Genomic DNA, 19,709 nt, shown 5'->3' on the forward strand with positions numbered 1-19,709 from the left:
GAAGTCCCGTTCGGTCAGGGCACCTTGGCCGCCGGCCCCCACGGGTTGGTCCGTACCGTGGCGTGCCCGCCGGGCAGTCCGGTCAGCAGTGAGCAGCGCGAGGGCGCGCACACGGGGGCGGCGGCGTAGGCGTCGGCGAAGCGCAGGCCGTAGGGTCGGCGGCGAGCGCGTCCAGGCGCCGGGTGTGCATCAACTTCTGGCCACAGGAGCCGAGTTCGCCGTAGCCAGGTCGCCGGCGAGGATCACGACGAAGTTGAGCCTGCCCGACGCGGACTGCACGGCCGATACGGCCGCGGCTTGCCGGCCCGGCCGCGCCGAGTCCCTCGCCCCCTCACCCGTGTCATCCGTGTCATCCGTGTCACCGGCGCCGCATGCCGAGACCGCCCCGAGCGCGACGGGCGCAGCGGCGGCCGCCGTAGGAGTGCCCGCGTGCCTCGTACGGCAGGGCTCCGCACGCCGTCACACCCTCAAGCACCTGACGATCCCCTGGAGTTGTAATGGCGCAGCCTCTTGATCCGCTGACAGTTCAGCGGCTCGCGTGTGTCCGGTACCTGTACCGCGAGGGGGTCGAGCAGAGTGGGCAGCCCTCGCCACTGCGCACCCGGGCGATCACGTCCTTCCACGACGCGGTCGAGAACTTCATCGGCCTCGCCGCGCAGCATCTGGGTGTGGACCGCCAGACTCTCCCCGGAACGGATGCGCCCGGCTGCTGCGCTGCCGGGCACACACCGTACGGCGTCGAGCACCGCTCGGTTGGGATCGCAGCCCCGAGATACCAGGAGGCCCTGCCGTTATGCCCCGACGACCGAGAGATCACCCGAACAGGAACCGTGTTCGACTGATCAAGCCTGCCGAGCTGTAGGCGGGTGGCGTCCGGGACACCATCCGCGGTCAGTTGCGTCGCCTGTCGCCGACGGAGTCGGTGGACGGGGCGTTCGCGGTGGCCACGATGGCCTGCAGTGCGGCTACGTGGCCTTGGAAGGCGGCTCGACCGTCGGTGGTCAGGCGGGCGCGTACGCGGCGTCTGATGGAGCGGTCGACGGTGACGTAGCCCGCCTGCTCCAGCGTCGATAGCTGTTTGGACAGTGCGGAGTCGGACAGACCGAGCTGGTCGCGGATGTAGCCGAAGTCGGCCCAGTCGGCGGCTGCAAGCAGGGAGACGATGGACAGCCGGGTGCTGGGATGGATCAGCTCGTCGAACCGTGGCGTGGTCATGATGCCGCGCCGGTCCGTACGGCGCGGCGGCGTGCCGCGGCCAGCAGCAGCGGCCCGCCCAGCACGAGCATGACCGCGGCCAGGACGGCCGCCCCGGTGACCGGGTGACGCGCGTCGTCGGCGTTCAGGATGAGCGCTGCGGCGATGGTGACCCCGACCAGGGCGACCAGACTGCCCAGCACCCAGACTGCCAGCCGCGGGCCGGCGATGTCAGCGCGCACGCTCATCCGGCTGTTGCGGTGCCGTCCGTTGACCACCCGGGGCGCGATCGAGGAGTGCGCGGCCCCGAAGGCGAGCGTGGCCAGGGTGGTCGCCAGCGGATGATGCAGGTCGGCGATCACGCCGAGCGCGAGCCAGCCTGTGGCCAGGCCCGCCCAGTACCAGCGCGGCACGTCGATCTCGTCGATCACCCGGCGGCGGGAGCGTTCCACGGTGTCCAGCGCGGCTCGTGCCTGCTCAGGTGTCAGCTCGTCCATGACGCCTCACTTTCCTGTCTGGAAAGCTCAGTGTTGGCTTTCCAGACAGGAAAGTCAATGCTGTCAGCCGGGAGGCCAGGAACGGGGGTTGGTTCGCACGGCCGGACGCGGCCACCGCAAGATCGTTCACCCTTGTGGCCCGGCTGGTCCTCGGGCGCAGCCCCTGGGGCGAGGACCAGCCGACCGTGGTCGCCAACATCCGGGTTGCGGCGAAACCAGCCGATCTGGCCCTCGACGCCGCCTCTCTCGTGGGCGCCCTCGATTCCCGGCGTGCAGTAGAACGGCTCGATGCCGTGGTGGGACCGAAATGCGGTCCACCGGTCGGTCTCGACCCGGCGCCGCGTGAAGCCGAGCACCGACGCGACCGCGGCCTTCAGGTTGTCATACCGGATCTTGCCGAACGGCACGCCGCCCAGCACTCTGAAAGCGTGCTCGTGGCCCTCGAAGAACGCCTCCTGACCGCCGGAGGCGAACACTCGGTGCACCGCCTTCCCGGAGAACGACAACCGCAGGCAGAACAAATGGCACTTCACCAGCTCGCCCCGCAAACGGACCGCGACCTCGCCGAAGTCGACCTCGGCTTCGGCGCCGGCCAGGTGCGACTGCTCGATGAACACCTGCGCCGGGCCGCGGCCGGCCTCGACCCGAATCTCCGGCTTCCGCTTGGCGACGTAGGCGCGCACGACCTGGTAGGACACGTCGTCCATCGCGTGCTCGTTGATCACCCGGCGATAGATCCGGACCACCGTGTGACGCTGCTTCCTCGGCGCATCCAGTTCAGCCAGCAGCATCTGGTCGATCACCGGCTTGAACGGATCCAGCTTGGAACGGCGAGGCGCGTACGGTTCCCGAGGTTGCGGCCACGCCGAACTCAGCGCCTTCTGAACAGTCCGCCAGCCCACCCGGTACTTGCGCTCCAGCGACCGGTTCGACATGCCCTCGCGAGCGTCACGCCGCAGCGCGGCATACAACTCGACCTTCGACTGCCCAGGCGGCATCGGCGGTGCTCCTTCACTGAGCACATTCACCTTGCCACCGCAACCCCGCGAGTGACACTACTTCTCACGAACAACTTCCCAGCTAACCAGCCGGTGACATCCACTCAGACGGACAACTGACAACCCACAAACACCGTCAGAGCCATCCTTGCGAAAACCATTGGTGCCCGGCTTGCTCCGCTGATGGACTGACGTCCTACCGTGACTCTGCCGCGTGACGGAGGTAGTGGTTGTGACAGGCTATGACGTGCTTGCCGAGGTGTACGAATGGCTCATCTCGGATGCAAAGTTGCCTCCAGCCGAGTTCGCTGCGTCGTTCGACGACGTCCTCAATCTCCTGCCGTCGAACGCTCACGTCCTCGACTGTTCGTGCGGAACCGGACAGTTGGCGGTTGGCCTCGCCGGTCGTGGCATGCAGGTTGTCGCAACTGACGCCAGCGAGGCGATGGTTCGTCGGACTGCAGAGTTGTCTGAGGAGTTCGCGGCATCCGTCCGGGCCGTACGGGCGAACTGGGAAGAGTTGCCCGACCATTTCCAGGACAACACGTTCGACATGGTGTTCTGCGTTGGCAACTCGCTTCACCATGCCGCGGGCGCGACAGGCAGGGGTGCTGCTCTGGAGTCGATGTCACGGCTTCTGCGCCCCGGCGGGCACTTGGTACTCACATCCCGCACTTGGGAACTCGTGAGGGCCAGAGGTTCCCGGCTGGAGATCAGTGACCGACTCGTCCGCCGGAACGGTCGCGATGCCGTCGTGGTCTACCGCTGGGAGATTGCGCCGCATTGGGAGGAGGAGCACCACATCGAGATTGCGATCGCGCAAGTTGATGCGACCGGGTTGGTTCTTGTCCGCTCGGAACTGCTGTCCTGCTGGCCCTACCGGTACGAGGAACTCGAAGTCGAGCTGCACCGGGTCGGACTCCAAACGGAACTGAGCACGTTCGATCTTGAGGCCGAGAACTACATGGTGGTCGCGAGTAAGGTATAAACACCGGACTCTCAGTCCCTGGCCGGACCGCGCGGTTGCTCGCAGGACGCTTGCACCCTCTCATCGGTGCGGGTTCAAGTGGTCAACGCAACGCCTCGGGCGAGGAGTGCTCGTCGATCAGACGGTCCGCGACGCGCCCGAACATCATCAGGGACGGCCACCACCAGCGGTCGAGGGCGTCCTGCACCATGGCCCGCTGCTCGTCGGTGCCCCGCGTCATGGTCAGCAGCAGTTCGTAACCCTGCCGCTGGTGGAAGGACTCCTCCTTGCAGATGCGCACCATCGCGCGGCCGTAGGGGCCGTAGGAGGTGCGGCACAGCGGTACCTGATTGCAGATGGCCGCGCCGTCCACGAACCAGCCGATCACTCCGATGTCCGCGAAGGTGCGGGTGGGGTAGTTGAAGATGGAGGAGTACTTGTGACGGCCTTGGACCAGTCGCTCGGTCAGCTCGGTGCCTCGGCGGCCGAGGGTCTCGGCCGCCGAGTAGAGGTACAGCCCGTGCCCGGCCTCGTCCTGCACCTTGGCGAACAGGATCGCCTTGCGGCGCAGCGAGGGGGCCCTGGTGATCCACTCGCCCTCGGGCTGCATGCCGATGATCTCTGAGTGGGCGTGCTGGGCGATCTGCCGGATGAGCGTGGCGCGGTAGCCGTCGGGCATCCAGTCGCGGGGTTCGATGCGTTGATCCCGGCCGATGGTGTCCTCGAAGGCCGATTCGGGGCTTTGGGCCCCGGGAGGCGTGACTGTGGGGTTGTTCATGGTGGGTCTGTCCCGTCGTACTCGGTAGGTGGTGGGTCAGTGGCCGCGGAAGACGGGTCCGCGCCGTTCGAGGAAGGCCGCGACGGCTTCCTGGTGGTCCTCGGTGGCGCCGAGGCGCCGCTGGATCACGGCCTCGCGTTCCAGTGCCGCCGGCAGCGGGGTGGCGGCCGCGCCCCTCAGCAGTGCCTTGATCTCCCGGTGGGCGGCGGTGGGCCCGCCGGCCAGGGAGCGCGCCACGGCCAGCCCCTCGGCCGTGGCCGAGCCGTCCGGCACGACGCGCTGGACCAGACCCCAGCGTTGGGCGTCCCAGGCGGAGAAGGGCTCGCCCAGGAGCATGAGCGCGGCGGTGCGTGACGGGCCGAGCTGGCGGGCGAGGGCGCGGGCGACCCCGGAGTCGGAGGCGAGTGCGAGGCCGGTGAAAGCGGTGGCGAAGCGTGCGCTCTCGGCGGCGACACGCAGGTCGGCGCAGAGCGCGATGCCGAGTCCGGCCCCGACACAGTTGCCCTCGACGGCCGCGACGAGCGGGATCGGCAGCGCGTTCAGCTCCTTCACCAGCGGGTTGTAGTCGTTGGGAAGGTTCGCGAACGCCCGGGTGGGCGAGGTCTTCAGCAGCCGGGCGTGTTCCGTGAGGTCCTGTCCGACGCTGAAGCTCTTGCCGCGCGCGGTGATGAGCGCCGCCCTCACTCCGCGGGCGGCGTCACCGCTTCCCGCAGCGACGCGAAGCCGCCCGCCAGCGCGTCAGCGACGCCGACCGACACACCCGCGTCGCCCGGAACGCCGGGTCGGCAGCCGGAAGGGAACGAACCCAGTGACGTACGACACCGACTTCCGACCTCTGCCGCCCTCGGACAGAAGCCCGGCAGAACACCTGAGGCGTCGCACACCCGCGGTCTTCCGCGGGATGGCCGCGCACTGGCCGGCCGTCAGCACCTGGACCCTTCCCTATATCGCTTCCCTCGACCCGTCGCTGCCGGTGCGGCTGGTACGGGGCAACCGGGAGAACACCCCGACCGCGTTCACCTGGTCAGAACTGGGAACGTACCTGCAACGCCTGTCCGAACCGACCCCGGCGGACGGCGATCTGCTCTACCTGAAGGAGTTCGACCTGCTCAGACAGTTCCCGGCGCTGCGGGACGACCTGAAGGACATCCCGTTCCTCCCGCGCGGCACCGTCACCTCCAGCAGCGTCTGGATCGGTCCGGTACGGGCCCGGACCGGCCTCCACCAGGACCTGCTGGACAACTGCGCCGTCCAGATCGCCGGGACGAAACGCTTCCTCCTCGCACGCCCCGGCGCCGTCGAACGCGCCGGTGCGCTCTCCACCAAGTACGACGCCTGGGCGCGGCTGGCCCGAGTGGGTATCGAGGAACTCGCCGCCGACAGGGAATCCGGGACGCTCGACGAGGACTTCTTCTTCGTCGAACTGGAACCGGGTGATGTGCTCTACGTGCCGGCCCGCTGGTGGCACGAAGTCGTCAACCTCGAGGCGAGCATCCTCCTCAGCGGATTCTTCGGCTCCAGGAGGCACGTCGCGCGGTTGTGGACACAGGTCCGCCTGCGCGACAGCCTGCACCGCTCCCGGCTGCTCAACCGGGGGGGGACTGCACGTGTCATCCGGCCCGCCGGTGAAGAAGCGCCGCCCGGTCCCGGTATGACCATGTTCATCCGCCCAGCGCCACGGTTGGCCACCGGGGCTCGCTCACACCCCGATCGCCGCCTCGTCCACGGGGATGCCCAGCCTGTCGGCCACCGCGGTGAGCGCTGGTCCCAGTTCGGGCTCGATCTGAGCGACGGCGCGTCAATCACCCCGGGGCGCGGCCCGGTTGATGATCAGCACGGGCTTTGCGGCCTCCGACTTCCGGGAGACCCCCATCCCGCAAAGGCACCGGAAGCAGCCCACGGCGCAACGCCCGCCACATAGATGGCCCGCGCCCGGCGCAACTGCCGCGCCCATCCCTCAGTCCAACTGCCCATCCGACAGATGAGGTTGGGGAGGGCTCACAGTGGCCGGTCGCGGCTTTGCCCCGTTCCGGCCGGTGAAGCTACGTATGCGATTACGTAGTTCTACTGGCCCCTCTGGAAAGCAGCGTTGGGAGACTCGCCCCATGAGCTTTCTGACGGAGCCGTGGTGTCACGCCAGGGAGCTTGCTGCCTCCCTGCTGGGCAACCGTCGCCGGCGGTCCAACGGGGAGCGAACGCTGTCCAGTCGGTAGAGCCCAGTTGAACGTTGGAGAGTCCTCCTTGGTTTCCAAGATTCGTGTCCTTGTGGGCATGCTCGTGCTCCTGGCGCTGGCCATCGGCGCCATCGCCCTGCTCGCGGCCATGAAAGCCGGTGCCATCTGGTTCACGATCGTTCCTCTCGGCATCCTCACTACCGGCTCAACCGTCGCCCGGTCGTCCGGATGGTTCGACAAGAAGGCCGGTGACTGACCTGGCGGCTCGCAGGTCGGGGTGGATGGTCTCCGGGTGGATGAGCCACGCGGGCGAGGTCGGCGGGGCGTAGGGCACACGGTTCTGCTGCAGCCGGTCAAGGGGAGAACCGGTGAGCACCGCCAACAGCGGCCCTGAGCAGTGGTATTGCCCGACCGATGCCCAGTGGTTCGACGAGACCGCGTGGGAGACGGAGGTCGAGGACGAGCCCGGCTTCAAGCAGACCTGGCACACCTGTCCGAACGGGCACGGCTTTCCCGGCCGCACCCCGTACGCCTTCCGCGACTCCGAGACCAAGGCCCGGACCGCCGACGGCACACCGATCGAGCACCAGCGGTGACCCAACGACCACCGGCCTCGATGACCTGGTCCCCAAGGCCTGCGCATGGGCCGCCGTGCTGGTCTCGCCCGCGTGGTGGCGCCTGCCGGCAGAGGACCGGTACGCGCCGGGCGGGCCTGGATCCGGACGAGGTCCGTTTGAACGATCCGATGATCGAGTGGCGGCGAGCCTTGAGAAGGCCCAGTCCCCGCTACCGTGTCGCCCGAGCCAGGACATCTGCTGCGCCACGCAGTACCGCCGGCAGGATTAGACGGGTTTCGTATCCGGCCCTGTAGTCGCGGTCGGCTCGAAAACCGCACCGAAGGAGAGCGTAAATGTCTGTCAGGCGACCAGAGGCTACAGAGGAACAGCATTTCTGGCCAGGGTTCACGACATTACAGCGGCAGCCTAAATGGTTGGGCGAGCGGGAACCAGCACCTACGGCCGGCGTTAGCACCTGGCTTGAGGAAGAGGTGAGCCGGTGGCGCCCCACATCGCAGATCGGTGCAAATGCAGTCGCACGGATGGGCGGGACGGGTGGAGCAGTAGCGCTGGATCGACTGCTGAAAGCAATTAACGAGCCACAATACCGGCGTGAGTTGCTCGCCAACATCGACTTCGATCTGAGGAAACCGCGTTTCACATCGCGCACAACCGCTGCGCCTCAATGCGAAGAAGGGCAATGCGATTGGGGGCCGGGCAGCGTAACGGTTTTCCATGCCGACTGTCACAGGGTCCTAACGATGATGCAGCGAGGCCAGGAGGAGGACACGGCGCCTGAAGCGGCGCCGAAAACATTCGAAGGCGACACGCCTCTCAGAAATGTGAGCGTGGCGGACGAGTGCGGTGATCTGCTGTCGCGTATAGGAAGAGATGCGAGTACGCTGGGCCGGAGTACCCGAAACTACTCCCGCGACCAGTCTCGACGTCATAATTCGGCCAAGCCGCACAGCGTTACAGCTCGCTCGGAATGGAGTTCACTGTGCGAGAAGTATGGCCTAGAGGCATGGGACAGCGATCCGAGGGTGGCCTGCGCCTATCTGGTGATGAGACCCGCTCTCGAATTCGACACATGCAATAACTGCGGAATATGGCTGGAGCGTGTGGCGATGGTTCCGTATTTTGTGGACGTAGGTTGTGGCAGGAAGCCGGGAATGGGTGGCCGCCGAGCACGTCAAGTGTTGAGTTCGACGGTTCACGGGGCGAGGGAGGAAAGCTTCGCGCGCGAGTGGGTCACAGGAGAGCTGTGGTGGATTAATTACAGCGACACAACCATGCCGGTGTCCCCTTCGCGAATCGGTGACGACAGTGCAGGTCTCGGATGACTGCTGAACTTGGAGGCAGAGATGCCGTTCACTTACCTGGCGGGTGCGACGGCCGAGACCTCTGAGGCAGTAGCGATCCAGCAGGCGATTGGCGCGATGGGGGATGTAGAACACGATTTGTCCACCGGCACTTGGTCGAACGGGTTCGGCCTGCTCTACGAGTGCAGCGGTGGTCGCCTCGCCACACTGCTGGAAACGATGGATGCTCTGATCGCCAACCTGTTCACGACGAAGCACGGTGATCGTGCAGTGTTGACGATGGTCGGGTCGATGACATGGGGATGCCTGAACGGACGGCACTACGTGGTCGAGGACGCACGCGAGGGCCAACTCACGAGGGAACTGCAGCCTGACGCGAAAGCCACTGTGCTGTCCTGGCTCGCGCACGGATTCGGTGTAGCAGAGTGCGATGAGGCGGTGAAAGAGGCGGCAATCAGGTACAGCCGTTCGCCCAGCAAACTCTCCCGTCTGGTGAAATACCTCGAAGGGGAGACTAATTCCTTCGCAGGAACACACGCAGACATGGTGGAATCCTACGACGCCGCCATGGCCGGACGTATAGAGACAGAAAAAGACATCCTCACGCGATATTGGCTTGGATACAAAATTTGGTTCGTTGAGAGGCTTCACCTACGCGCAATGCTGGCCAACGTGGTGCCCCATAGCAACCCTTGATCAAATGGCTCGCAGCCCCAGCACGTCCTCTGCAGTTCGAGGGCGGGGCGTCGCGTGCCGCTGCGGCCTGCGCCGGGTCCCACGGGACTGGGGTGGTGCGGTCCTGGCCTTTCTGGGTGCCCTCGAGGCGGGGAGCCGGCTGTCAGGTGAGGGCTGGAAGCTCGGTGATCCGTCGCTAGCCTCGAACTTTCGTGATGGTCCGCCGACGAAGTCGGCGGACCATCAGGCGTTCTGCGGCTGAGCGTGGGCAGACCAGCGGCCCGAGTGTCGTCTCGGGTGGGCGCCGGGTTCCACTGCTCCGGGCCGGTCGTGCTGCCGTCGGGACGGGGCATCTACTGGTCAGCCGGGATCGGGTAGTTGGGCGATCCGGTGGAAGGCGTCGGTGATGTGGTGGGTCCAGGGCCAGTGCCGGGTCAGGCGGAGGATCCGCCGGCGGCCGGTGGTGACGATCTGTCCCGCCGTGGTGAACAGGCGAAGCCGCAGACGTCGGGGCTCCCAGAGCCTGGCCTTGCCGGTCAGCGCGAGCATCGGCATCCAGGCCAGCAGGTCCAGCGCGATCTGCACGATCTCCAGCCAGATGCGGTTCTGGGCGGTGTGCTTCAGGGGCAGATTCCGCAGGCCGGTGGACCGGGCGGCCCGGATCCGGTCCTCCGCGCGGGCCCGCAGCCGGTGACGGAGCTCGAGTTCGGCGATCGGCTGACCGGTGGTGTTGGTGGCGAAGCAGGTGAGCCGCAGGCCGTCCGCGTCGGTCAGCCTCAACTGAGCTCCCGGATGCGGCCGTTCCTTCCGGACGATCAGCCGCATCCCCTTCGGCCAGCCTCGGCGAGCTGCTCACCTACGCGCGGCCGGGCGACACCGTGCACATCTCCGAGATGTTCCGCCTCGTACGCGGCACCGGGCACATCCTCGACGTGCTCGACGTCCTGCACCGCGACCGCCTCGCCCTGCGCATCCACGACAACGCGTTCTCCGCGATGGACCTCACCGCCCGCCACCCGCGCACCGGAGAGCTGCTGTCCACCGTGAAGTTCATGGTGCAGACCCTCGCCGCCGCCGGCGAACTCCAGCGCGACCTCCAGCGCGAGCTGACGTACGACGGACTGCGGGCCGCCGAGGCGAAGGGCCACAAGGGCGGGCGCCGCCCCGTCGTCACGGCGGCGAAGGCCGCCGCCGTACGCGCCGCGTACCTGGGCGGCCAGTCCATCGCCGGCCTGGCCCGCGATCACCACGTCAGCCGCGGCGCCATCCGTACGGCCGTCGCCGATCTCCTGCCCGAGCACGTCGCCGACCAGGACGTCCCAGCTCCGGAGCTGCCGGTCGTCCTCGACATGCCGGGCAAGGTCGCGGACTTCCTCCACGCGGCCGACTTGGAGCCCGCCGAGCGCGCCGTGCTCGACCAGGGCGTGAGCGTACGGCGCGGACAGGGCTACACCCTGCGCGTCAGCGCCGTACCGGAGGTCCACCGCCAACTCCTCGACCGCTGCCAGCCGCTCGATAACGCCGCAGCGATCCCGGCCCAGCGCAAGGCACGCCGCGAGTACGCGAACCGCGTCAGCAACCTCGGTCAGTAACCAAGATCATCCCGTGGCCCCTTTTGGGCTTACCTCGGCGATCCCCCTCGTACTCGCGGCGTAGTCTTTGCTGTGCGCTGACGCCGTCCCAGGTGAGCCGTCGTGGGCACGTGCTTCCTTGATGAAGACAGTGCGTCCGGTGCGGTTGTCCACCGCCTGATATGCCCCTCCGGCGTTGCTGGGCTGCAGCACTTTGGCGACTCGTGGTGCCGGATGACGACCGGCCCGGCGTGCGGTGCGGGCTCCTCGGCGACGAAGGGGTCGGTGACGCCGTCGGGAAGGTCGAAGGCGGGCCGGCGCAGGTCCGGCACGTCACGTCCGAAGCCGTCCCGGAGGACCGGTTCTCTGGTGCCGTCGGGGAGGAGCCGACTCCGGTGGCTGAACGCGCCGTAGCGGTAGTGGACGGTCCGTGAGCCCCGGTAGCGGCGGTCGGACAGGATGTAGGGGCCTCCCTCGCCGGCCGGTGTGGTGGACAGAGCATCGAGGAGTCGGCGTGCCCCCTCGGTGCCGTGTGGATAGACGGCGCAGAATCGCCTGCTTGTGCCCGATCGGCGTGTGTGTGATGCAGAGCCAGGAAGAACTTCCGGTCAGCGACGTGCTTGAACGGCACCCGTTCAGCGAAGTACGTGTCCGCCACCGCATCGAGGATCTCCTGAGCGCGGTCGAGGCGCGCGGACACGTGGATCTTCCAGTCCTGCTGAATGGCCCGTCGCACGTCCGGGGGCTCCAGACCGTCCAGATGTCCCAGTCGGTGCACAGCCGGCCATCCGCCGCACGTGAACCGCTGCCCGGTGTCGCTGGTGGTTGCCCGCGGGGCGTAGAACTCCCGGTCCGCGAGCGCCATGGGCCGGGCTGGTCCGTCGCGACGCCAGCCCGGCATAGCGAGAAGCCCCCTCATTCATGAGGGGGAGGAGTCACACCGAGGGCTTCGAGCGCCGGTCGTCGTTGCATGGCCGGGCGGGCGGGCGGCGCACGGTGTGCGGCCGGCCCCTATCGGGAGCCTCCCGCGTGCGCCGCCGACCAGGTCGTGGCGTCGAGATCGGCGGCGGGCAGGCCGTACGGCCCTCCCCCGGCCCGGGCCATCCCGGCACCGGAGCCCTCGACGGTGGTCCGCTCCCGGGCGTAGGTCCGGGCGAGCCGGTCCATGAGATAGCACCCGTGGTCGCGTTCGCGCAGCAGGTTGGCGTCCACCAGCGCGTCCAGGACGTCCTCGGCTCCGTCCGTCGAGCAGCCGAGCAGGGCGGCCGCCGTCTCCCGCCCGAAGGAGGCGGAGGCTTCGGTGGCCAGTATCCGGAAGGCCGTTCCGAGACCGACCCAGGCCACGGTGTGGGCCAGTGCGCGCACCGATACGCGCCTGACGATCGCACTCGCCGGCCGCGATCCCGATGGCCCCGACGAAGCGGGCCGGACCGTGCGCGCCGACTTCCTGCGGCTCCTGGCCCTCGGTGTCTCGCCCAGCCGGGCGAGCCAACGCCAAGCTCGGCACGAACCCCGTCGGCGAGATGAGCCGGGATCGTACGTGTGCGGCGTACCGTCCTACGCCTGCCCGGCAATCGGTTAACCTATTTGGCTGCAAAACAGGCATATGCGACATGCTCCCCGTAGCGTCCAGGACTGGGCAATCAACCACCTACCGCCCGAACGTTCGATGGACGCTGGTTACCCCCTAGCCCACCCCTAGCCCAACTGGAGTCGCCATGCCCATGCTGCTCATCCAGGGCAAGTTCCGTCTGAAGGACACCGAGCCGGACGGAGACACCGTCCACTTCGTCGCCGACAACCCGGACGACTGGAAGCTTGTCCGGGGCAAGAATCCGGTGCATGCCACCGCCGGTGAGGCCCCCCTCCGCCTGGAGGCCATCGACGCGCTGGAGACCCACTACGCGGGAGAACACCAACCGCTTCAGTTCGGCCACGCCGCCGCGGAGGAACTCCTCACCTGGCTCGGCTTCAACACCGTGCAGCGCAAGGGGGAGAAGGTCGCCGCCTCGACACCCGAGACCACACCCGGCTACATCCTCACCGGGGGCGCCGACATGTACAGCCGCGTCGTGTCCCTCGTCGGCCGGGGTGCTCCTCCCGCGGCCAGCGGTACGGCCGTGAACGTCGACGTGCCGCTACTGCGGCAGACCGCCAACCACCACCTGACCTCGCTGGGCCTGGTCTACCCGACCTTCTACACCAGTCTGTTCCGCGATCTGCGGGCGGAACTCACCTCCGTCGCGCAAGGCGTCCGGACAGCCGGCCAGGGTCTGTGGCCGCATGACGTGACCAACTCCGGCTTCAAGGTCACCGGACTGTCCTCCATCACCGACGACGTCGTCATCCTGCCCAAGCTGTTCCGGCGGCTGATGGACCACCTCCACCTCGGCATGTCGGTCTCCTGCTTCCCCGCGTACCTCGCCGGCAAGGAAGACAAGCTGACCGTCCTGTCCACCGGTGAGCGGCTCGTGGGCCTGCACCACGTCGTCAACGTCACCAACGGCCACACCATCCGTATGACGCACCCGGTCGAAGACCTGCTCTTCGACGAGGGCTGAGAGGCGCGGCTCCCCCATGACCGATGCCGCAGACTTCCCTCACCTCTCATCAAGGAGCACTACGACAGGCAACGAGCAGCTGGCGACCGGCACACCGCGGCCATACGGAACCTGTCCAACCGCCTTCTGGGCTGCCTGTACCACCGCCTGCAGACCGGTCAGTCATTAGATCCGAGCAGGGCGTTCGCCGCTGCGGCCTGACGACTTACCCAGCTCAGATGTCTGTGGATCGGTGAAGGTGTCGATCGATGCTTCGGTGCCATCGGATCTCGGCCTTGAGGCCGGTTCCCTGATCGACGAGATCGTCCGCGAGGGTGCTCGGCGGATGCCGGCCGCCGCTCTGGAGGCGGAGGTGGACCAGTACATAGCCGAGCTCGCCGGGCAGCGTGACGAGGCCGGTCGCCGGCTGGTGGTCCGCAACGGCCGGCACGGGCAGCGTGAGCTCGCTCCACACCTGGTCGGTGGCGAGCAGGACGAGGTTGCCCTTGTTCTTGACGTGCCAGTACATGGCCGTGGCGGCGGAGTTGAGCCGGTTGCCCGAGGCGCGCATGTTGAGCCCCTCGAGGCCCTCGGCGTCCAGGAGCTCGACGGCGGTGCGGACGATCTGGTCCGGGGTGAGGGTGTCGCGTGCCATGGCCTCACCGTACGCAGCACTTGCACAAGCTCCGTTTCGACGTCGGCGGACACGGGACCGAGGCCCCGGTGGCCGTGGCCGCCGTGATGACCGCCACCGCCGCCGTGAACTTCGCGGGCGCCGACCTGGCCCAGCTGCTGACCTGGATGTTCTCCTCGCTGGTGCTGCTGATGAACGCGGTGATCGTCTACAGCAACCTCACCGCGGTGAAGTCCGTGGAGGCCGCCTTCCGCCGCACGGACGGCCCGGAGCTGGCCCGCGTCGAAGTCGAGCCATTCCTCCACGCCGCCGAGGACGCACGTCGCCGCCTATGCGGCCGGGGTGAGTTCGGCACGGCCGAACAGCAGGGCGTAGCCGGTTGGGAGTTGGTGGAGGACGCGGGTGATCAGGGCCGGGCCGGCGTGGGCGGCGACGGCGGAGAAGACGGAGCCGGTGTCCCAGCGGACGGTGGCCGGGGAGGCGCCGGTGCGGGCGGCGAGGTCCTTGACGAAGGCCCAGCCGGTCAGCGGCTGGGTGTCCGGGATCTGCGCGGTCAGCATTCGTGCGGCTTCCAGTGGCAGGCAGGCGGCCAGATCGACGCGTTCGTCGCCGGTCAGCTGGCGCCCCAGTCCGGCAAGAACCAGGCGGACGGCTTCGTCGGCCTTCTCGCGGGTGGGGTAGGCGCCCTCGTAGCGGACCTTCTCCAGCATCTGCTCGTATGCCGTCCCGTACGGCTGCTGGGACGGTGCGTGCCGGTCGGAGATCACGGGGGTGGTTGCCTTTCTTGCTGTGGCCGGTGTCCGGGCACCGGCGTGCGGGATGTCAGGTGGGCCGGGGGCGGCCGAAGAGCAGGTCGTAGCCGACGGGGAGCTGGAGCAGGATCTGGCCCATCAGGTCCTCACCGGCGGCGTCGGCGACGGTGGACAGCACGGCGCTGACGTCCCAGGCCGCGGTCTGCTCGGTGGCGCCCTCGATCCACGCGGCGGTTGCGCGGACGAACCGCTCGGGAGAGAGCGGCTCGGCGCTCGTCAGAGGGTTGAGCAGGATCAGGGCGAAGCCCTCGGGAAGGCGTGCCGCCAGATGGGCGCGGACGTCGCCGACCAGGTGCGCGCCGAGGAGGGCGAGTACCACACGGGCGGCGCGCTCGGCTTCATCCGCCGTGCCGTACTCGCCGCGTTCCTTCACGTGGCCGAGGAACGCTTCGCGTCGCAGAGTCATTTCGGCAGCCACCCCTTTTCTTCTTCGGACTGCCCCAGGGGGGTGCGGAGAGCGGGACGAGGGGGAGATCAGGTGCCCGCCCTCCGCACCCGTCCGGCAGGTGTCAGCCGGAGATCTCCTTGTGGCCGGATCCGACGCCGATGGAGATCTTGCGGGGCTTGGCGCGCTCGGCGATCGGGATGCGCAGGGTGAGCACGCCGGCGTCGTAGTCGGCCTGGATGCGCTCGGTGTCGAGGGTGTCGGCGAGCACGATCTGGCGGGAGAAGACGCCCAGCGGCCGCTCGGACAGTTCCATCTGAACGTCGTCGGTCTTCGCCACCGGCCGCCGCTCGGCCTTGACGGTGAGCATGTTCCGCTCGACGTCGATGTCGATCGCGTCCGCTGCGACGCCCGGCAGGTCGAAGGCCACCACGTACTCATCGCCCTCGCGGTAGGCGTCCATCGGCATCGCCGACGGGCGGGACCAGGTGCCCGGGCCCATCAGCTGCTGTGTCAGCCGGTCCAGCTCACGGAAGGGGTCAGTGCGCATCAACATCGTGAATACACCTCCAGCAGGTTCAGGCAGTTGCTGCCAATGCGCTTCACTGACACCGTTGTAACATGTCATCCAATGGATGACAAACGCTATGTCGTCCATGTGATGACAGCAGGAGGAGGTGCCCGTGACCGCAGCCGACCAGCCGCCCACGACCAGCACGAATGCGCACAGCCCGGCATCGTTCCTGGCCGCCGCGGCGGCCCTGAACGCCATAGACGACGCCCTGCACGACGCCAGGCGAGAGTCCCCGGACACCCCGGATGCGCCCGGCCCCGGCGCGGAGCAGGCGCTGGCCTCGTTGCTGCTGCTGCGACAGGTGCGCGAGCAGCTCGCCGGATGGGAGACCGGCCTGATCGAGACCGCCCGCGACGCGGGAGCCAGCTGGGCCGACCTCGCCCACCCCCTCGGCGTCGCCAGCCGCCAGGCCGCCGAACGCCGCTACCTGCGCGGCCGCCCCGGCGCCGCCGGAACCACCGGCGAACAACGCGTCCAGGCCACCCGCGAACGCCGCGCCGCCGACCGCACCACCGCCACCTGGGCCCGCCACCACGCAGCCGACCTGCGCCGCATCGCCGGCCAGATCATCGCCCTCACCGACCTGCCCCCCACGGCCCGCCTCCCGCTCAGCCGGCTCCACGCGGCCCTCGCCCACGACGACCCCGCCGAACTCATCCGCCCCCTCAACGCCACCCGCCTCCACCTGACCGCCACCCACCCCGACCTCGCCGCACAACTCGACGCACTCACACCGTCCTGAACCCATCCGCTGCCCCAAGGCGCGCGCGAGATCCTCCTGCCGTCACGTGACACAGCTCTGCGAGCGCAGCAAGGACGTAGCGCGTGCGGGCGCACGAACCGGTGGCACCCGCACTCGCATGGGGTCCGGGACAGGGACCTCGCCATCCAGGCGGCCAAGGCGGCGCTGCGCGCTCGACGTGCTGCGTGACCGGCCGGCCCACTCGCGGCCGGACGATCCCACGAAGTCGCCACCTACGGCGTGCTGTTGATCCAAGCGCACCGCCTGGCCAACCAGCTCGTCACCCTGCACCCGCGCCCTCCACGTCCGCCAGGTGCCGGTGCCGCAGCAGGGACGAGGCGCATCTGCCGACGGCGGCTTCGCTCATCGATCGGCCGAGCGGGGGAAGGCCGGGGCGCGGTAGCCGCCCGCCGGCGATACGGCGCGATGTACTGCCGACGGAGGTGGGCGGATGGTGAGGCGTGCGTGCGGTGTGACCGCTCTCGTTCTGCTGGCCGTCGGCGGGTGCGGCACGGTGGCGGAACGACGGGACGAGGTACGCGGCACGACCGCCCTGTTCGAGCAGGATCTCGGTGACGGCGCGTACGAGCGGGTGTGCGCCCTTCTCGCGCCCGCGACCGTGCAGGAGCTGGAGCAGTCGGCCGGCCGTCCGTGTGCCGAGGCGCTGGGCGGGGAGTCGCTGCCGGCAGGAGGGGCTGTGGAACGGACAGACGTCTACGGGAGCCAGGCCCGGACGGTGCTCTCCTCCGACACCCTGTTCCTCTCCCACGTCACCTCCGGCTGGAAGGTCGTGGCCGCCGGCTGCGAGCCGCAGCCGCGGGAGCCGTATCAGTGCCGGATCAAGGGCGGGTGAGGCGTGAAGGTCATGTTCACCGTCGTCGTCGGCATCATCGCGGTCGGTCTCGTCTACCTGGCGGCCCGGGGATGATGCACCGATGAGCGGGCGCGGAGGCGTGCGGGGCTTTGTGCGGGACAACGGGCTCGGGCTGGCCTTCACCGTCGCGTTCCTGCTCGCCCTGGTCGGGCAGGCGATCGCAGGCCACGCCGATTTCAACAACCAGCTGGCCGTGGATCAGCTCCCGCAGGTCTCGTTCGCCGAGTACATCACCACGTCCGACTTCGCGGTCGATGTCTCGGAGAACTGGCAGTCGGAGTACCTGCAGTTCTTCCTGTACATCGGCGTGACCGTCTGGCTGCTGCAGCGCGGCTCCCCCGAGTCCAAGCAACTGCACAAGGCCGGCACCGAGTCCGACGAGGACCAGCTGGTCGGTGAGCATGCCAGGGATAACTCGCCGAAGTGGGCCAAGGCCGGCGGATGGCGGCGCGCGCTCTACTCTCACTCGCTGCTGCTGGTCATGGGCACGATCTTCCTGCTGTCCTGGCTCGTCCAGTCGATCACCGGCACGGCCGCCTACAACGAACAACGGCTCCGACAGCTGCAGGCGCCGCTGAGTTGGGCCGACTACCTCGGCGCGGCGGACTTCTGGAGCCGCACCCTGCAGAACTGGCAGTCCGAACTGCTCGCCGTCGCCTCAATGGCCGTGCTCTCGGTCTACCTGCGGCAGCGTGGCTCCCCGGAGTCGAAGCCGGTGGGAGCGGCCCACGACGCCACCGGAGTGGAAGGCTGAGAACACGAAGAGAGTCCGATATGTGATGAATGTGCGCATAGGTGGCGGAGGCCCGGATACCCGTGCGGAATGGTACGGACACTGGGACGGCATGGAAGGCACGGCAGGCCCCCCGAGGCCGACCGGCACGACGAGGACGTGCGGGCGGCTGATGACGGGCCGGACGAGCAGGTGGCGGAGCGGGCTCCGGACAAGTTGACGGACCTGCCCAAACGCTCTTGGACTGCGGTGCTGAAAGGCACCCTCAAGGAGTTCAAGAAGGACGAACTCGCAGACCGGGGCGCGGCGCTGACGTACTACAGCATCCTGGCGTTGTTCCCCGCGCTTCTGGCGCTGGTGTCGCTGCTGGGCATCGTCGGGCAGTCGGCCACCCAGGCCGTGCTGGACAACGTCCAGAAGCTCGCTCCTGGTCCCGCGCAGGACATCCTGCGCAGTGCGGTGAGCCAGATGCAGGGCCACGGCGGGCTCGGTTCGCTCATGGCGATCGTCGGCCTGATGCTGGCTGTGTGGTCGGCGTCCGGTTACGTGGCCGCGTTCATCCGCAGCGCCAACGCGGTCTACGACGTTCCCGAGGGCCGTCCGGTGTGGAAAGTACTCCCAGTGCGGGTCGGCGTGACCCTGGCGCTGATGATCATGGCCGTGATCAGCGCGGTGATCGTCGTGTTCACCGGCGGCCTCGCCCGCCAGCTCGGCGCCACGCTCGGTGTGGGCGACACGGCGCTCACGGTGTGGTCGATCGCAAAGTGGCCGGTGCTGGTGGTCCTGGTCACGATCATGATCGCGATCCTGTACTGGGCGACGCCCAACGCGAGGGTCCGCGGCTTCCGCTGGATCACGCCGGGCAGCTTCCTGGCGCTGGTGATCTGGATGATCGCCTCCGCCGGGTTCGCGCTGTACGTGGCCAACTTCGCCTCGTACAACAAGACCTACGGCACCTTCGCCGGCGTGATCATTTTTCTGGTGTGGCTGTGGATCACGAATCTCGCGATCCTGCTGGGCCTGGAGTTCGACGCGGAGCTGGCCCGCCAGCGCGCCGTGGCGGGCGGCCACCCGGCCGAGGAGGAGCCGTACGTCGAGCCGCGCGACACCCGCGCTTGGGACGAGGAGGACCGCCGCCGCCTCGGGTCGTGAAACGGCGGCCGCCAGAGCGACAAGCGCCTGGCATGACGGGCGCGTCGGCCGGCCAGGCGCGCTGGGCGGCATCACGTCCGATGACCGGGTCGCGTTGCGTGAGGTGTCGATGAACACGAACGCGAAACCGCGGACCGTGGTCGCCACCCCCATGGGCCGGCCGGATCCGCCGGGCCGACTGTGGCGTAGACGGCTTGTCACAGGCTTGTCAGGACCTGGGGGGCGAGATTCTTGATCATGGTGTTGGTCCAGCGCATCTGGCGCAGGGTCTGCGGGTGGCACTCGGCCACCACGGCGAGCAACGCTTCGTCCTTGGTGGCCTGTGCGATCTGCGCGATCATCTCCCCGTTCAAGGAATTCTCCGCGGCGCTCACGTGCAGTGCGCCCAGGTCACGCAGAAGCAGCAGGCCTGGTTCACAACCGTGCGTCACCGTCGCGGGCGCGCCGCGCGTACATACCAGTGCCGCATCCGCCGGCTGTCAGTTCTACGCGCAGAACTTCACAGGGAACACGCACGTCAGCTGCCCGCG

At 68.4% G+C, this 19,709-nt stretch carries 20 protein-coding genes and 5 pseudogenes; 13 read left to right on the forward strand and 12 right to left on the reverse strand.

The genetic code is table 11. The features are described from left to right. Nucleotides 1–497 precede the first annotated feature (497 nt). A complete protein-coding gene (locus tag ACYUED_RS00415; protein WP_491290332.1) occupies nt 498–842 on the forward strand; it encodes a hypothetical protein in 345 nt (114 codons plus the stop codon). A 49-nt stretch (nt 843–891) separates the two neighbouring features. On the opposite strand, the gene ACYUED_RS00420 is transcribed toward ACYUED_RS00415, so the two are convergent. The 3 genes from ACYUED_RS00420 to istA are packed head-to-tail and all read right to left on the reverse strand — an operon-like array spanning nt 892 to nt 2,689. Continuing rightward, nucleotides 892–1,215, reverse strand: a complete 324-nt coding sequence (locus ACYUED_RS00420) for a transcriptional regulator (RefSeq protein ID WP_491290333.1) — start codon at nt 1,213–1,215, stop codon at nt 892–894. Next, on the reverse strand, nt 1,212–1,691 hold the full coding sequence (locus ACYUED_RS00425; protein WP_491290334.1) for a hypothetical protein: 480 nt from the start codon (nt 1,689–1,691) through the stop codon (nt 1,212–1,214). Before ACYUED_RS00425 ends, ACYUED_RS00420 begins: the two co-directional genes overlap by 4 nt. After that, nucleotides 1,679–2,689 carry an IS21 family transposase gene (gene istA, locus ACYUED_RS00430; RefSeq protein WP_491290335.1) on the reverse strand — a complete coding sequence of 337 codons (1,011 nt, stop codon included), beginning with the start codon at nt 2,687–2,689 and terminating at the stop codon, nt 1,679–1,681. The genes ACYUED_RS00425 and istA overlap by 13 nt, the downstream gene beginning before the upstream one ends. 232 nt (nt 2,690–2,921) lie before the next feature. Between istA and ACYUED_RS00435 the strand changes: the two genes are divergently transcribed. Next, entirely contained in the window at nt 2,922–3,677 is a 756-nt protein-coding gene (locus ACYUED_RS00435) for a class I SAM-dependent methyltransferase (protein ID WP_491294755.1), read from the forward strand. A gap of 136 nt (nt 3,678–3,813) precedes the next feature. Here the strand turns inward: ACYUED_RS00435 and paaA are convergent. After that, nucleotides 3,814–4,434: pseudogene (gene paaA, locus ACYUED_RS00440) on the reverse strand (1,2-phenylacetyl-CoA epoxidase subunit PaaA); the annotation flags it as partial. A gap of 36 nt (nt 4,435–4,470) precedes the next feature. Beyond that, nucleotides 4,471–5,118: an enoyl-CoA hydratase/isomerase family protein gene (locus ACYUED_RS00445; protein WP_491290336.1), complete on the reverse strand. Its 648-nt coding sequence runs from the start codon at nt 5,116–5,118 to the stop codon at nt 4,471–4,473. 124 nt (nt 5,119–5,242) lie between these two features. Between ACYUED_RS00445 and ACYUED_RS00450 the strand changes: the two genes are divergently transcribed. The 4 genes from ACYUED_RS00450 (at nt 5,243) to ACYUED_RS00465 (ending at nt 9,183) form a co-directional block, all read left to right on the forward strand. Beyond that, a complete protein-coding gene (locus ACYUED_RS00450) occupies nt 5,243–6,355 on the forward strand; it encodes a cupin-like domain-containing protein (RefSeq protein ID WP_491290337.1) in 1,113 nt (370 codons plus the stop codon). A 350-nt stretch (nt 6,356–6,705) separates the two neighbouring features. Then, nucleotides 6,706–6,864 carry a hypothetical protein gene (locus tag ACYUED_RS00455; protein WP_491290338.1) on the forward strand — a complete coding sequence of 53 codons (159 nt, stop codon included), beginning with the start codon at nt 6,706–6,708 and terminating at the stop codon, nt 6,862–6,864. A gap of 112 nt (nt 6,865–6,976) precedes the next feature. Beyond that, nucleotides 6,977–7,204 carry a hypothetical protein gene (locus ACYUED_RS00460; RefSeq protein WP_491290339.1) on the forward strand — a complete coding sequence of 76 codons (228 nt, stop codon included), beginning with the start codon at nt 6,977–6,979 and terminating at the stop codon, nt 7,202–7,204. Nucleotides 7,205–8,529: 1,325 nt separating this feature from the next. Further along, a complete protein-coding gene (locus ACYUED_RS00465; RefSeq protein WP_491290340.1) occupies nt 8,530–9,183 on the forward strand; it encodes a hypothetical protein in 654 nt (217 codons plus the stop codon). 339 nt (nt 9,184–9,522) lie between these two features. Here ACYUED_RS00465 and ACYUED_RS00470 read toward each other — a convergent pair. Beyond that, nucleotides 9,523–10,002 (reverse strand): annotated as a pseudogene (locus tag ACYUED_RS00470) (transposase); the annotation flags it as partial. Nucleotides 10,003–10,010: 8 nt separating this feature from the next. Between ACYUED_RS00470 and ACYUED_RS00475 the strand changes: the two are divergent. After that, on the forward strand, nt 10,011–10,754 hold the full coding sequence (locus ACYUED_RS00475) for a recombinase family protein (protein WP_491294757.1): 744 nt from the start codon (nt 10,011–10,013) through the stop codon (nt 10,752–10,754). Nucleotides 10,755–10,783: 29 nt separating this feature from the next. On the opposite strand, the pseudogene ACYUED_RS00480 reads toward ACYUED_RS00475, so the two are convergent. Together ACYUED_RS00480 and ACYUED_RS00485 are read right to left on the reverse strand one after the other, a co-directional pair. Then, nucleotides 10,784–11,652 (reverse strand): annotated as a pseudogene (locus ACYUED_RS00480) (class III lanthionine synthetase LanKC N-terminal domain-containing protein). A 92-nt stretch (nt 11,653–11,744) separates the two neighbouring features. Next, nucleotides 11,745–12,098, reverse strand: coding sequence for a hypothetical protein (locus tag ACYUED_RS00485; protein ID WP_491290341.1), 354 nt, complete (start codon nt 12,096–12,098; stop codon nt 11,745–11,747). Between the two features lie 353 nt (nt 12,099–12,451). Between ACYUED_RS00485 and ACYUED_RS00490 the strand changes: the two genes are divergently transcribed. Beyond that, nucleotides 12,452–13,294, forward strand: a complete 843-nt coding sequence (locus ACYUED_RS00490; RefSeq protein WP_491290342.1) for a nuclease — start codon at nt 12,452–12,454, stop codon at nt 13,292–13,294. Between the two features lie 244 nt (nt 13,295–13,538). Beyond that, nucleotides 13,539–13,739 (forward strand): annotated as a pseudogene (locus ACYUED_RS00495) (IS256 family transposase); the annotation flags it as partial. 497 nt (nt 13,740–14,236) lie between these two features. Here ACYUED_RS00495 and ACYUED_RS00500 read toward each other — a convergent pair. From ACYUED_RS00500 to ACYUED_RS00510, 3 genes are all read right to left on the reverse strand, one after another. Then, on the reverse strand, nt 14,237–14,674 hold the full coding sequence (locus ACYUED_RS00500) for a DUF2267 domain-containing protein (RefSeq protein ID WP_491290343.1): 438 nt from the start codon (nt 14,672–14,674) through the stop codon (nt 14,237–14,239). 55 nt (nt 14,675–14,729) lie between these two features. Then, complete coding sequence (locus ACYUED_RS00505; protein WP_491290344.1) at nt 14,730–15,125, reverse strand: DUF2267 domain-containing protein; 396 nt, start codon at nt 15,123–15,125, stop codon at nt 14,730–14,732. 103 nt (nt 15,126–15,228) lie between these two features. Then, complete coding sequence (locus tag ACYUED_RS00510; RefSeq protein ID WP_491290345.1) at nt 15,229–15,660, reverse strand: Hsp20/alpha crystallin family protein; 432 nt, start codon at nt 15,658–15,660, stop codon at nt 15,229–15,231. A 127-nt stretch (nt 15,661–15,787) separates the two neighbouring features. Here ACYUED_RS00510 and ACYUED_RS00515 point away from each other — a divergent pair, with 127 nt between their 5' ends. The 4 genes from ACYUED_RS00515 (at nt 15,788) to ACYUED_RS00530 (ending at nt 19,179) form a co-directional block, all read left to right on the forward strand. Continuing rightward, complete coding sequence (locus tag ACYUED_RS00515; protein ID WP_491290346.1) at nt 15,788–16,420, forward strand: type III effector protein; 633 nt, start codon at nt 15,788–15,790, stop codon at nt 16,418–16,420. Nucleotides 16,421–16,892: 472 nt separating this feature from the next. Further along, entirely contained in the window at nt 16,893–17,273 is a 381-nt protein-coding gene (locus ACYUED_RS00520) for a hypothetical protein (protein ID WP_491290347.1), read from the forward strand. Between the two features lie 82 nt (nt 17,274–17,355). Then, nucleotides 17,356–18,048, forward strand: a complete 693-nt coding sequence (locus ACYUED_RS00525) for a DUF6766 family protein (RefSeq protein WP_491290348.1) — start codon at nt 17,356–17,358, stop codon at nt 18,046–18,048. Nucleotides 18,049–18,117: 69 nt separating this feature from the next. After that, nucleotides 18,118–19,179 carry a YihY/virulence factor BrkB family protein gene (locus ACYUED_RS00530; RefSeq protein WP_491290349.1) on the forward strand — a complete coding sequence of 354 codons (1,062 nt, stop codon included), beginning with the start codon at nt 18,118–18,120 and terminating at the stop codon, nt 19,177–19,179. 197 nt (nt 19,180–19,376) lie between these two features. On the opposite strand, the pseudogene ACYUED_RS00535 reads toward ACYUED_RS00530, so the two are convergent. After that, a pseudogene (locus tag ACYUED_RS00535) lies at nt 19,377–19,622 on the reverse strand (hypothetical protein); the annotation flags it as partial. Between the last annotated feature and the right edge of the window lie 87 nt (nt 19,623–19,709).

It is taken from the genome of Streptomyces sp. DF42 (genome assembly GCF_058267695.1).

What these genes read in the sequence shown, in the direction of transcription:
- ACYUED_RS00455 (WP_491290338.1), top strand. Translation starts at nt 6,706, where the DNA reads ATGCTCGTGCTCCTGGCGCTGGCCATCGGCGCCATCGCCCTGCTCGCG.
- ACYUED_RS00530 (WP_491290349.1), top strand. Translation starts at nt 18,118, where the DNA reads ATGGTACGGACACTGGGACGGCATGGAAGGCACGGCAGGCCCCCCGAG.
- ACYUED_RS00525 (WP_491290348.1), top strand. Translation starts at nt 17,356, where the DNA reads ATGAGCGGGCGCGGAGGCGTGCGGGGCTTTGTGCGGGACAACGGGCTC.
- ACYUED_RS00490 (WP_491290342.1), top strand. Translation starts at nt 12,452, where the DNA reads ATGCCCATGCTGCTCATCCAGGGCAAGTTCCGTCTGAAGGACACCGAG.
- ACYUED_RS00425 (WP_491290334.1), bottom strand. Translation starts at nt 1,691, where the DNA reads ATGGACGAGCTGACACCTGAGCAGGCACGAGCCGCGCTGGACACCGTG.
- istA (WP_491290335.1), bottom strand. Translation starts at nt 2,689, where the DNA reads ATGCCGCCTGGGCAGTCGAAGGTCGAGTTGTATGCCGCGCTGCGGCGT.
- ACYUED_RS00505 (WP_491290344.1), bottom strand. Translation starts at nt 15,125, where the DNA reads ATGACTCTGCGACGCGAAGCGTTCCTCGGCCACGTGAAGGAACGCGGC.
- ACYUED_RS00420 (WP_491290333.1), bottom strand. Translation starts at nt 1,215, where the DNA reads ATGACCACGCCACGGTTCGACGAGCTGATCCATCCCAGCACCCGGCTG.
- ACYUED_RS00510 (WP_491290345.1), bottom strand. Translation starts at nt 15,660, where the DNA reads ATGTTGATGCGCACTGACCCCTTCCGTGAGCTGGACCGGCTGACACAG.
- ACYUED_RS00415 (WP_491290332.1), top strand. Translation starts at nt 498, where the DNA reads ATGGCGCAGCCTCTTGATCCGCTGACAGTTCAGCGGCTCGCGTGTGTC.
- ACYUED_RS00465 (WP_491290340.1), top strand. Translation starts at nt 8,530, where the DNA reads ATGCCGTTCACTTACCTGGCGGGTGCGACGGCCGAGACCTCTGAGGCA.